Annotated in this window: 12 protein-coding genes; 6 read left to right on the forward strand and 6 right to left on the reverse strand. The window is 41.9% G+C overall.

The window, feature by feature from the left end:
* Window positions 1–6 precede the first annotated feature (6 nt).
* The 3 genes from WH277_RS04695 (at window position 7) to WH277_RS04705 (ending at window position 3381) form a co-directional block, all read left to right on the forward strand.
* Complete coding sequence (locus WH277_RS04695) at window positions 7–804, forward strand: PTS mannose/fructose/sorbose/N-acetylgalactosamine transporter subunit IIC (protein WP_339504635.1); 798 nt, start codon at window positions 7–9, stop codon at window positions 802–804.
* Window positions 797–1639: a PTS system mannose/fructose/sorbose family transporter subunit IID gene (locus WH277_RS04700; RefSeq protein WP_339504637.1), complete on the forward strand. Its 843-nt coding sequence runs from the start codon at window positions 797–799 to the stop codon at window positions 1637–1639. The genes WH277_RS04695 and WH277_RS04700 overlap by 8 nt, the downstream gene beginning before the upstream one ends.
* Window positions 1640–2682: 1043 nt before the next feature.
* The gene (locus WH277_RS04705; protein ID WP_339504639.1) at window positions 2683–3381 is read left to right on the forward strand and encodes an oligogalacturonate-specific porin KdgM family protein; all 699 of its coding nucleotides are present in this window, start codon (window positions 2683–2685) and stop codon (window positions 3379–3381) included.
* Window positions 3382–3425: 44 nt separating this feature from the next.
* Here WH277_RS04705 and WH277_RS04710 read toward each other — a convergent pair whose 3' ends face one another.
* From WH277_RS04710 to WH277_RS04740, 6 genes are all read right to left on the reverse strand, one after another.
* A complete protein-coding gene (locus WH277_RS04710; RefSeq protein WP_339504641.1) occupies window positions 3426–4226 on the reverse strand; it encodes a Cof-type HAD-IIB family hydrolase in 801 nt (266 codons plus the stop codon).
* Between the two features lie 12 nt (window positions 4227–4238).
* Complete coding sequence (locus WH277_RS04715) at window positions 4239–5753, reverse strand: glycoside hydrolase family 43 protein (protein WP_339504643.1); 1515 nt, start codon at window positions 5751–5753, stop codon at window positions 4239–4241.
* A gap of 1438 nt (window positions 5754–7191) precedes the next feature.
* Window positions 7192–8802, reverse strand: a complete 1611-nt coding sequence (locus WH277_RS04725) for a methyl-accepting chemotaxis protein (RefSeq protein ID WP_339504645.1) — start codon at window positions 8800–8802, stop codon at window positions 7192–7194.
* A gap of 228 nt (window positions 8803–9030) precedes the next feature.
* The gene (locus tag WH277_RS04730; RefSeq protein ID WP_339504647.1) at window positions 9031–9714 is read right to left on the reverse strand and encodes a sensor histidine kinase; all 684 of its coding nucleotides are present in this window, start codon (window positions 9712–9714) and stop codon (window positions 9031–9033) included.
* 9 nt (window positions 9715–9723) lie between these two features.
* On the reverse strand, window positions 9724–10494 hold the full coding sequence (locus WH277_RS04735) for a hypothetical protein (RefSeq protein ID WP_339504649.1): 771 nt from the start codon (window positions 10492–10494) through the stop codon (window positions 9724–9726).
* Window positions 10491–11210 (reverse strand): response regulator transcription factor, encoded by a 720-nt coding sequence (locus WH277_RS04740; RefSeq protein WP_445235308.1) that lies wholly within the window; start codon window positions 11208–11210, stop codon window positions 10491–10493. Before WH277_RS04740 ends, WH277_RS04735 begins: the two co-directional genes overlap by 4 nt.
* Window positions 11211–11351: 141 nt before the next feature.
* Between WH277_RS04740 and WH277_RS04745 the strand changes: the two genes are divergently transcribed.
* The 3 genes from WH277_RS04745 to WH277_RS04755 are packed head-to-tail and all read left to right on the forward strand — an operon-like array spanning window position 11352 to window position 13073.
* Window positions 11352–11987, forward strand: coding sequence for a cytochrome b/b6 domain-containing protein (locus WH277_RS04745; RefSeq protein WP_445235309.1), 636 nt, complete (start codon window positions 11352–11354; stop codon window positions 11985–11987).
* Entirely contained in the window at window positions 11974–12762 is a 789-nt protein-coding gene (locus WH277_RS04750) for a molybdopterin-dependent oxidoreductase (protein WP_339504653.1), read from the forward strand. Before WH277_RS04745 ends, WH277_RS04750 begins: the two co-directional genes overlap by 14 nt.
* A gap of 38 nt (window positions 12763–12800) precedes the next feature.
* Window positions 12801–13073: a pentapeptide MXKDX repeat protein gene (locus WH277_RS04755; RefSeq protein WP_339504655.1), complete on the forward strand. Its 273-nt coding sequence runs from the start codon at window positions 12801–12803 to the stop codon at window positions 13071–13073.
* The last annotated feature ends 34 nt before the right edge of the window (window positions 13074–13107 follow it).

Here is a 13107-nt window from a genome sequence, read left to right on the forward strand (position 1 = left end):
GTTGCTATGTTAACGTCTGCACTGCTTGTCGCGCTGGTGATGTTTTTAGTCAAAACCGCCGACCATACACTGGGTCAGCCGCTAATCGAACGCCCGCTCATTTGCGGAGCGTTGATTGGGTTGGTGCTAGGCGATGTGAAACAGGGGATTGTTATTGGCGCCACGCTGGAGCTGATATTCCTTGGCACCATTACCATAGGCGGTTCGGTACCGGCCGATCTTGCGGTGGGTTCGGTGCTGGCTACCGCCTTTACCATCCTCACTCATGCGGAACCGCCAGTTGCTGTAGCGCTTGCGCTACCTATCAGTCTGCTGGCTGTATTTGTATATCAGGTGCTTAAGCTGGTCTATACCGCGCTGGTCGAAAAGTATGATGCGTTATTGGAGCAAGGCCATGATCGCGCAGCGCTCGGCCTGACACTAGGTATGACCTTTTTCTACGGGGTACCCTTTGCACTCATTGCCTTTTTCGGTGTGCTTTATGGTACTGATGTGATCCGCAGCCTGGTAGAGAGCATTCCAAGTACAGTTATGCGTGGAATGACGGCTGTCGGTGGCATTCTGCCTGCGCTGGGCTTTGCTATCCTGCTCAAAGCACTGTGGAACCGAAACATCGCTCCATTCTTCTTTATTGGCTTTGCAATAGCAGCCTACCTACAACTGCCGATAATGGGCATTGCTATCATTGCTGCCTCTATTGCAGTTTATCTGTGCTTCAACGAATTCAATCAGCTTAAAGCAAGCAAACAAACCGCCTCGGCGCCTGTGTCGGTTGACGATAAGGATGGGTTCTTCAATGACTGATATCCAAAACAAAGATGTTGTCGCGTATAGCGATGAAAAAGCTGAGAAAAAACTCTTCCGCCAATTGTTTATACGCCAGTTTCCGCTGCTGGGTTCAATGAACTTTACCCGAATGGAAGGATTGAGCTACGGCTGGGCGCTGGCGCCTATGCTGAAGAAAATTTACGCTGGCGATCCGCACCGTTATCTAGAGTCGCTGAAACGCAACAGCCAATTCTTCAACACCAACCAGCATCTGGCCCCCTTCATCATGGGCCTTACGCTGTCGATGGAAAAAGAAAACGCAGCGAATCCTAACTTTGATACCTCCAGCATCAACGGCATTAAAGTGGCGCTGATGGGGCCCTTTGCCGGTGTCGGCGACTCGTTCTTTTATGGCGTGTTGCGCATTATTGCCACAGGGATCGCCATCGGTCTTGCTTCGCAGGGGAATCTGTTGGGGCCGCTGCTATTTTTGCTGATTTACAATATTCCTAGCTACCTGCTTCGTTACTACGGCGGGGTCATGGGTTACCGCCTGGGTTCGAAGTACATTGCGGAGGCGACACAGTCAGGACTGTTGTCATGTATAACCAAAGCGTCCTCGATTATGGGGTTAATGATGGTGGGCGCGATGAGCGCGAGCATGGTAAAATTCACCACCTCCTTTAAAACTACAATCGCGGGCCAGCCGTTTGTACTTCAGGAAATCCTAGACAAAATCTGCGTCGGGCTAATTCCATTGCTACTCGTGCTCGGTTGCCTGAAACTACTGAATAAAAAAGTAAGTCCTAACAGAGTGTTGATTATGCTCATAGTACTCGGGTTCACTGCAGCGGGCATTGGAGTAGTTTGATTTTTGGCGCCCTGATAACACAGGGCGCAATTAAACGGGATAAAGAACCATGTATGCAGCCCCGTAATATTACGGTCAGTGAAAATAATATTGCTTTTAATAACCTATTCATAATTCTTTAATCTCCTCGTAAAGCAATCTTTACGCGAATTAAACAACTCCTGAAAATAAAAAACATCTCAGCATGCTGACCTGGGGTGAGTTTCTATTTTCAATTTTGACATTTTTATTTTCTATGAGACACACCTGTACCGTTTACCTGACTTAACAGGTATTTAGGTCTCTAATATGACAGACTACCTCTTGACTCATTGCATCGCAAACGGAATAAATCTAGTAAGTGCTGGGAAGGCAATACCGTTCTGGTGGTGTTTCTCCGTAATTATTAAAACTACTATATTCTATCAACCTAAACGACATCATTCTGTCCTCACGCGGCAAAAAATCACATACCTTCATTTAGAAGATGCGCGGACAGCACCCGGACCATCAGCAACCAATCACCTAAAAACAGGGATGTTAATGCAGTAGTTAATGACTATCCTTCACATCGCATTCTTCAAAGGGATGATTATGGTTACTGGCCGTCGACGAAAGTTAAAAAAATCTGCCCTCTCGATGTGTTCAAAGAGCGGCCAAGCCCAATCGGCTTTGTTTTATGTGAACAAACGTGAGCCGCATGAAGCCGGTTAATCCTTGTGGACGCCTCCTGTCGAAAACTAAAAATCATATTTCCAGATTGCTGCTACTAGGTGAGTGTATTCACAGGTAAAATTCAACACTTATTAGCGTGATATCATTTACTGTGTCATATCTCGTGCGAAGTGTGACGCTCGTCTCTATTAGTGTTGGTAAATTCAATATGAAGGGTTTAAATACTATCTTCTTGTCGATTTTATAAATTTAAAAGTTATACACATCATGTAAGTACATGTAATTTATGGTATTTGAATCATGGCATGCTGTTTGCAATCATATTATGAGTGTTATCTCTTTTTACAGAGCATGGCAAAGAGAAGTTTACATCCTTACAGGAACTAAAAATGAAAAAAAATGTAGCATTGACTATCGGAATACCATTTTTTTGCCTGACGTTTAATGCGATGGCTTCATCTACCTGGATTGATAATAGATATGCGCATACTACAGCTTCAGAGAAAAATCAATACAAGGTCGGACTAGGTCATATTTTTGACAACGGCGCTGGCGTACTGGCTTCCTCGATGTACGACCTAGGACAAAATTTTGATCAGATGAAAAGTTCATTTCAGGAATTTGAGGGTTGGTACCCGATCCCATTAAACGAGCGTTGGACATTTATCCCTGGAGGCTTAACGGATATCGACAGTAATGGCACAAAATTAGCACCTTACGTCGGCTTGGATTATAAAATTAGCAAGGGTATCAGCTTTAGCTCACGTTATCGTTATAATCATATGACACATAAAAACCTCGATTTTAATGGGGAGATGAATTATAATGACAGTCACCAATTTGATATATACCTGAATTATCAAGCAACTGATAAACTGTGGTTACAGTTAAACCCAGAATTCTTCGTTAACGCCAACAATTTCAATGCTTCTAATGGTCAGAAGACTCACTGGGAACCAAGCATTATCGCCCGCTATCGCATGGATAAACATTGGATGCCGTATGCTGAGGTGGCCTGGCTAGACCAAGATCAAAATCACGATGATCAGGTCCGCTTCCGCTTAGGTATTCGTTACTATCTTGATTAATCACAGGACCAGAGGGGCAGTATAACTGCCCCAGGTATAGATTATTAATTAAGACAGAAACGTATAATCGCTTTCGCTACGCCATCTTCATCGTTGCTGGCTGTAATATCATCAGCACAGCGTTTGACAACCTCATCGGCATTATCCATGGCAATGCCTTTACCGGCGTAGCGAAGCATTTCACAATCATTCATTTCATTTCCTATTGCTAGGATTTCATCAGATACTATACCCAAATATCCCGCAAGAATTCGGCATGCCTCACCTTTATTTACCCCTATCGACATCAGCTCAAAATAATTAGGCTCACTTCTGACACATTGATACATCTCAATTATTTTATCAGGAATATTATGAGTAAGGTAATCTATCGAGGTTTTATTATCTATAAACGCAAGTTTCGGTACTGATGTATTTAATAAAAAATCATCAGTGGTAACCTTAATACCTAATCGGCTATAATAGCAGGCATTAATTTTAATGTGCCGATTACACTCGACTACCAGCTCCCCCGCGTGTTGAGCGTAACAGGCCATTCCTATCAATCTTCCCCACTGACGGATAAAGCGGATGTCTTCACTAGATAGCATCTGATTGGCGATGAAACGTTGCGATGCTTCACACCAGACCTGAGCACCATTACAAGCAATAACGTACAAGACTCCTCTCTTAAGAGAAAGTTCATCAATAATGCCACGGATACCCGACATCGTTCTACCGGAAGCTAGCGCAATAATTACGCCCTGTGAAGCAAGATGGCGAATAACCTGTTTCGTTCTGTCCGAAATTTTATTATCTGAGGTGAGCAGTGTTCCATCCAGATCGAGAGCCACAAGTTTATACATGTTCGACTCACCTTATTGTTTTGTTGTTACACTGAACGTGGAAAATTTCGCACACCCGTTCTGACCGCCATGGCGTCCACGGGCATAAATTCCCATTCGCGCACCAATCCACTTTCCTGCACCGGATGAGAACGTCGGAGCAATACTCAGCCACTTTCCTCCTGTTTCGCCATAGCCAAAATTAACGATACCGTCATATCCCACATCAAAACCGAGAATTACTGATTTTCCACATTTCAGTGTTGCGATAGGTAATGCTTCGTGATGCAACTCCCCTCGATCGTCAACCCAACCATTGCTGAAATAAAGCTTTAAACAGCGCTGTTCCCTGACCACACGCAAAGCGGCAAAACGTTGTCCATATATAATCAAGCCAGCTTCATCCCCATTTTGCCCTTTGGTTAGAGACAGCGTAGTGCGTGCGGAAAAACGTTCCGCAGGAAACAGTTGCAGAAGGAGCAGCGGTAGATGGTATAGCGAGGTGTTTTCCTCCGTTGGCAAGCATGATAGCGATAATCCATTTCGATTTTCGGCTAGCCAAGACGGGTGGGGGTTTGCCTGCCATTGCCACTGTAGCCCTGGGCGCCCATCAGCAAAATCATCGCTTGTCTGAATACTACAGGGCGAAAGCGGCAGAGCAGGTAATTTATGGCTCAATACCGGCTGGCCCCTGCCGTCGCTATCCAAAGGTTCGCCAATCTGCGGCCAACCATCCGCCATCCATCGCAATGGCTGAAGATGAATAACTCGTCCATAAACACCCTTATCCTGAAAGTGGAAAAACCAGTTTTCACCGTTTTTAAGCTCCACCCAAGCACCCTGATGTGGTCCATTTACCGCTGAACGCCCTTGATGCAAAACATCACGGCATTGCCAGGGCCCAAGCAGTGACTGCGCTCGCATTACTACTTGCCAACCGCGTTTCACTCCGCCCGCGGGAGCAAATAACCAGTATTCGCCCTCGCGCTTATACAATTTTGGACCCTCTAAGGTCGGGTGAGATGGTGTACCATCGAAAATAATACGGCCATCATCTATCAAACGGCTGGCATCAGGAGTCATTTCCAACAGTTGCAGTTTATTTTTAATACCGCTGCGGCTGAAAGCAAATGCGTGTACCAACCACGCACGACCATCGTCATCCCAGAATGGGCAAGGGTCAATCCAGCCAGGCTCTGTCGCCAGACAATGCGGTTCACTCCAGTCACCTAGCGGATCGCGCGTATGCGTTACAAAAATGCCAGCGTCCGGTAAAGAGTAAAAAACCCAAAATTGTTTTTTATGGTAGCGAATACAGGGTGCCCAGATACCTTTGCCAGGTTGAGGAGTATCGTATTCCGGCGACGGTAGACGCCTCACAATATGGTTTACAATCTGCCAATGAATGAGATCGCGAGAGTGAAGAAGTGGCAAACCAGGTAGTTGATGGAAGCTAGACGCAACCATCCAGAAATCATCACCGGTGTTAATAACATCAGGATCCGCGTAATCGGAATGGATGATAGGATTCTGGTAAAGCAGTGGCATAAGAGTGTCCTTCTATTATCGACAGTTATCATCAATGCAATATCCAGGCCATAATAAAATCGACAATATACGACCGAAGTGGATATTTTTCAGACACAAAACAGACCTAAAGGCGATATTTCGACAGTAGCAAATTTTGTTTTTCTCAATGAGAGTTAAAGTGCACAGAGCACCATTATCATATTGAATTTATTGAATAAAAATATTAAATATGTACTTCCTGAGCGGTTTTTTCGTTTTCTCCTCGTCTGTACACGCCAGAATCCTAAATATGTCATTTCCTCTTTTCCAGACCAGAAACCAGTCAATAAAGGGCATACTTCAAAGAAAGAAAATAGCTTACGTTAAACCTATTTTCCATACGTACTCAAGCTGACGGGTTGTCATGAGAGAACTGTACTGGAACGCGTAATTTGGATACCTCAGATGGATAATGTGCTTATCTCAGATCACTACAGACGCCTCAATGAAAATAAAAATTTTCCGCGCGTAATTTAAACGGGGATCTGCTCAATCAGCGCGCGTTATCCGGTGGCCACATTTATCCACACGTTTAGGCGCTCATCGCCGCACTTAGAAAAAATTGGTTAATACATCCTTTAAAGCCTGATGGCACGCGGTGAGTATTAAGTAGACAAGTTCTGGACATGCATAACATCAACTAACATCTTGCTGGGGCGAGAAGTATTGCTAACATGTTATAGAAGTAAGGGATCGGGTTGGAAGAGTGGCTGGCCGGCAGGCTCATGGAAGAACTGAGATTGGTAAGTTGCCAACAGCCCACACACCGTTAAAAATGTATGGGGTGGGGAGCACATTGTAAGTAATGAACTGTCTGTCAAAAATTCTTTGCAATGGCCAATGTCATTATTCCCTGAAAGTGGACTGGCCATCGATACGCAGGAGATGCCATAAGGAGCAGCAGGCGTAATGTTCCAGAGTGGCCTGGACTGGCGCCCCACAAGCTGACATACCCGTAATTCACTACTGAATGACCAGATCAGAAGCGTATAGGCAAACACGGAAGTTGAAGGGACAAAAACCTGATGATCGCCTTTTAAAATGCGTGATCCTCATTCGATTTCGAAAACGCGCTGCATAAATAAATCGATCTTGACTAGAACAGAAAAAGATTCATTCGGATGATACAATGTATACACTACAGCAGTGAGTGACGCGATGATAAATGTTAAAGTTAAAAAAAAACCTGTATTCATTATTTATTTACCTCAATGTTTAATTTTTTTTAAATATTGTGGATTTTTACACGCAATAGTTATAATTTATGATGAGTATTTTTATGTAATTAATAACGAGCAGGAAAGAAGGTATAGCCCTCCTCTCCGGTTATTTATTGATTTATGCAATGCATTTTATTACGTGTGCATAGATTTACTTATTTGATTAAGCGGTATTAAAAACCTTGGTAAAATATTTATTATTTTATTTCCCTCTCGAGAAATAAATTGTTTTTTGTTATATCATCCACAAAATGATGAGCATTTGTATCGTGGTCTATATTAAATACCGATACTGCTTGCACTAGTTTTTCGGCCTGATTTTGTAAGCTAAACGCTGCAGATGCAGACTCTTCAACCAGGCAAGCATTTTGTTGTGTAGCATTGTCCATTTCTGAAACAGCAATACCAACCTGTTCTACACCACGAGCTTGTTCTATTGACGCAACAGTGATTTCCTCAACAGTCCCAGCTAATTTTCCTACTGCTGAATCGATATCAGACATAGTTTTCGTGGCATGTTGAACCAGTACGTTGCCTAAACTCACACTTTCTGCATTAGCATTAATGAGTTGACGGATTTCACCTGCCGCATTTCCACTCCTTTGCGCAAGTACTCTCACTTCAGTCGCGACTACAGCGAAGCCTTTCCCATGTTCTCCTGCCCGTGCTGCTTCAACAGCTGCATTCAGAGCCAGAATATTTGTCTGAAAAGCAATACTATCAATAAACGATGTTATCTCCGCAATACGATTCGAACTGTCACTAATCGTTTTCATTGTGTCAGATATTGCACTTGTATCCTTACACCCTTTTAATGCAACCTCACGGACTGCAAGAGACAATCTCCCTGCCTCGCTTGCATTATCTGCATTATTTTTAACAGTAATACCAAGTTGTGCCATTGTCGCCGAAGTCTGTTCAAGAGCACTGGCCTGTTCATCAGTACGTTGCGATAAATTGTTATTTCCTTGCGTTATTTGGGTAGTGGCAGTTGCGACACTTTCAGCATTCACCCTAACATTTTGTACGGTTTCAATGAGTGATTCCTGCATAAGTTGAAGTGCAGATAATAATTTACCCGTTTCATCCTTGTATCCTGTAGATATGTTTCCTCCCAGCTGGCCTTGTGCAATGCGCTCTGCTGCATCAACAGCTTTTTTTAAAGGACGTGTTATGCTTCGGGTGATGAAGTACGCTGAAAAAGAAGCAAGCAAAATCGCAAAACCACCCGCTATTTTTAGTAATAACAGTGAATCTTCACGTGATTCTCTTGCTTGTTTTGCTGCTTCACGCATTTTCATTTCCTGATACTGCTGCATATCCTTCAACGAAGACATATAATCGATTTGTGATTTGTAACGTGGCCCAAAAAGTAAATCTGTTGCTTCAGATTTGCGGTTTTCTTTTGCCAAAGCAACCACTTCATCTATGAAAGGTAAAAATAAAGATTCATTCATTTTAACAGCCGAAAAAATGCCTCTTCCCTTTTCAGTTGATACTTGACTGTCTATGATTTTTGTAATTTCACTTACCTTAGCTCTTTCATCATTGAAATCATTTATAACTTTAACTAATCTTTCACTATCAGTTAAAAGTATAGCGTTGCGCGCTAGACGACTCATATCTGCTGCGTAAAAGCTTAGAAGATACGATGAAGACGCCTTAGAATACAGGCTTCCTGATATTTCGTCAGTGGTTTTACCTAACGAGTTTATTTTACTAACCCCCAGCAAAACCATTAGTATAACGAGAACAGATAAAAATCCAAATGCCCCGCAGAGTTTTGTTCCAATCTTTAAATTATTCATTTTATTCCTGATGTCTAGTTGATAAATATAAAACTTAAGTGGAAAGAATATTATAAAATTTGAATCTTGTAACTTTTATTCGCAATTTGCCAAAGTGAGAGGTATGACCTGTATAATCAATTTGGATTCTGGCTTGGTTTATATTAATAAGTTAACTTAACCAGAATGAAATAAGAAGATCATATGGCTATCCTTTTCTATCGCTATAATTATTTCCCATATGCATTATTAATAAATGTCAATAGGTATATAGAATCTGAAGCACGCGCCTGAAGAATCTATGAGAGTAATGTCTCCATCATGTAACTGAAGCATACGCCTTACTATAATAAGTCCTAATCCACCATTATCAAACCTGCGGAAGTCTATTGTTGACGGAGTTTCGAAAAGAGTCTTTCTAATCTCTGAGGAGATACCGCATCCAGTATCTTCGATTTCAAAATAAACATTAATTTCATCTGACCAAATACACAGAGTAATACGACCGCCCTTAGGGGTATGACGTATAGCATTATCTACAAGATTTGTGAGTACTCGTTCAATCATGGACATGTCTGCATTAATAATGGGCAGGCTTTTTTGAATATTTACATCGGTGTCTAGGTCGCTTTGCAACAATAAAAGTTCAAACTTTTGCAGAACGTCTTGAACAAGATCAGGCAGGATAAATTTTTCGTATAACGGGGTAACAGCCCCATGCTCTAATCTTGCGAGTTCAAATAATTGTTGGGCTAGGCCGCCGACTTTTTCGCTCTGAGTAAGTGCTATTTGTATGTAACGACGGCGTTCTGATTCAGTCAGGCTATCAGCTTTCACAGCCAGTGTTTCGAGGTATCCTTGAATTGACATTAAGGGTGTACGCAGGTCGTGTGAAATAGTTGCAACAAATTCTCTTCTTAGTTGATCCTTCATCTCAAGATTTTACCACTGCACGGCTATTCTGCATGCCATATCAATGAATGCTCCCTGTAAAAGAGATACTTCGTCTTTTTTTGAGGGTTTCGTCATCAAAGCGAGTTGTTCAATCATCTGTTGACTGTGATCATCAGAGGCGCTAACCAGTTGTGTTAACTTCCTTATCGGGTATGTTATCCAGTAAAAAGCGAGACTCCCAGCTAGCAAACCACACAAAAAGATCAAAGACACAGCCCAAAGCATCGAAAGCAGAAAACATGAATTAAGCGCATGTTTTTGAAGTAAGTTGTAGTCTTCCCCCTCTAATATGACGTATAGATATCCCATCGTTTTACCACCATCTGTAATGGGGGCAACACTGAAAACTTTTTTATGATGATCATTTCGTGGATCATCACCGTAAATAGGAAGTGGTGCGCCCTTCAGTAACTGTAATAATGGTTCTAAATCAATTTTTTTCTTGCGAAGATGCCCAGGAGGCGCAGCATCACCTATTATTACTCCCTGCGCGTCAAGAAGATAGACTTCAACACTCGGGTTATAATCCATCATTTGATTGAAAAGTTTTCTCAAGGCGTCTCTATCTGTTTTACCTTTATACATAAGGTCATCGCTATTAATTATTGATTTTGCGAGGTCATGTGAAAGGTTTTGTATCGTGGCTTCGCTGAATTTCGTGCGATTCTTATATTGAATATAAACACTTAAAGCGCTACATAATATTAGCATGATCGCAAAAACCAGAGTAAGTCTCTGTGTGAGAGAAAATTTTATCATGACTTATCGTTCCATTTTTCAGGAACGTTGAATTTATATCCCTGTCCCCAAACTGTAATAATCCAGCGAGGTTCGGCTGGTGTATCTTCAATTTTTACACGCAAGCGGTTTATGTGCGTGTTGACAGTGTGCTCATAACCTTTGTGTTGATAACCCCATACGACATTTAACAAGTTTAGCCGTGAAAAAACCTTCCCAGGATTTCTTGCAAAGTAGTAGAGAAGCTCAAATTCTCTCGGTGTTAAAACAATACTTTTGCCGTGAAGGCAAACTTCTCGTGAGGCAGGGTCAATCATGAGTTCCCCGCGAATCAATCGCCCAGCCTCCATACGTAGGGTTTGTGTCATCGCGTTTTGACGTCGAAAAAGAGCGTTTACGCGCGCAACAAGCTCGAGCATTGAAAACGGCTTTGAAAGGTAATCGTCGGCACCAAGCTCCAGCCCCAAAACTCTGTGAACTTCTGTTGAGCGAGCACTTATCATGATGACAGGAACGTAGATTTCCCTTTTTCTTACTCGCCGGCAGAGCTCAAGACCATCTACACCAGGCAACATAATATCGAAAATTAAAGCGTCCCAATGCTCGCGTTCTAGTAAAGCATTCCCCACCTCGCCATCAGAAGCGTGAGTAATCTCAAACCCTTCGTCACGTAGGTGAATATTCAACAGTTCAGCTATATTGCAGTCATCCTCAACGATTAAAATTTTCTTTGCCATGTGCAGGACTCCAATAGTTATACTTTCAGCTTACCCTCATTTTGCATCTAAAGTTATCACATTTTATTTAACAAACTGTGAGGACTATGTTAACCATTGTTTTGCATACTTAGTGATAACGAGTTACCGCATAAGGCTGATCTGATGCTTTGTACTGCTGGGGAAAAAAATGTAGTAGCCCATCCGCTCTGGTTACGCCTGTGCCACTGGGTAAATGCAGTTGCTATTGTGCTGATGATAATGAGTGGATGGCGTATTTTTAACGCTTCGCCTATATATAATTTCAGATTCCCTGACCAGATCACTATTGGCGGGTGGCTTGGTGGCGCACTTCAATGGCATTTTGCCGCCATGTGGCTATTCGGAATCAATGGTATCATCTATATATTAATGAACATTATTACTGGTCGCTTTAAAAAACGGTTCTGGCCTTTAAGTTTTTCTGGTTTTTATAATGATACATTGAATGCATTGAAAGGACGTCTGGGGCATGCGGATATATACAACTATAATATGGTTCAAAAGTATGCCTATCTCTCAATGATTTTTAGTGGTGTTATGTTAGTTATGTCAGGGCTGGTAATGTGGAAATCGGTGCAATTTCCTTTTATTCGAACTATATTGTTCGGATATGATACTGCTCGCTATATTCATTTTTTCTCGATGTCCTTTATTTGCATGTTTGTCGTGATTCATTTGGTTATGGTTATACTTGTACCAAAAACTTTTCTTTTAATGATACGCGGTCGCACATGGGGGAATCATGGAAAAAAATAAAAAAAACAACCTGCTTGTAAATCATAGTGACTTTGTCAATGAAGCAAAGCGAATAATTTCGCAAAAACTCGACCAGTCAAACCGCAGGGATTTTTTAAAAAGAGGAATTACACTGGGCGGATTGTCTATGTTAACTGGTTGTGACTATAAAAGTGATTTTGATATTGATGCTTCTCTTAATAATATTTCCCGCTTAAACGACCGTGTGCAAGGTTGGCTTTTTAGTGGACAAAGATTGGCGCCAGAGTATAGTGAGTCTGAAATCACGCGACCATTCCCTTTCAACGCATTTTATAGTGAAGAAAGTGTACCGCTCATTCAAGAAAAAGATTATAAACTTGAAATCCACGGATTAGCATCTGATAAACGCAGTTGGGGTCTTCACGAGCTTTATATGCTGCAGCAGCATGAGCAAATCACTCGTCATATTTGTGTAGAAGGCTGGAGCGCAATAGGTCGCTGGGGCGGAGTAAGATTAAGCAATTTCCTGCTTCGTATTGGCGCTGACAGAAGTGCGAAATATATAAGTTTTCGCTGTGCTGATGACTATTATACAAGCATAGATATGGCGTCTGCTTTGCATCCGCAGACTATCCTCGCTTTCACATGGGATGGGCATACACTACCTGCCAAGTACGGCTACCCATTAAAATTAAGAATACCAACTAAACTTGGATATAAAAATCCAAAGCATATAGTTTCGTTAGAGATTACGAATAAATTTACTGGTGGCTACTGGGAAGATCAGGGCTATAACTGGTTCGGCGGAAGTTAATACCCATGTTTAATCAAAATGAAGATAAAGGAAAAAAAATGAAAAAATTAGTATCTGCTTTATTTGCTACATCCATGCTGATGGCTTTCTGTAATGCCAATGCTGCAGAATCAATGGCGAAGGATTCTATGGAACATAGCAGTATGTCGAAGGAAGGTGAAATGTCGAAGGATCATATGAAAAAGCCTGTTAAAAAGCATACTGACATGTCTAAAGAAGACAGCATGTCAAAAGACAGCATGTCAAAAGACAGCATGTCAAAAGACAATATGTCAAAAGACAATATGTCTAAAGACAGCATGTCTAAATAATTACATAAATCTTATATTACTGCCTGTTCAGCAT

Origin of the sequence: Erwinia sp. MYb416 (assembly GCF_037479575.1) — a bacterium.
Taxonomy (GTDB): Bacteria; Pseudomonadota; Gammaproteobacteria; order Enterobacterales; family Enterobacteriaceae; genus Erwinia; species Erwinia rhapontici.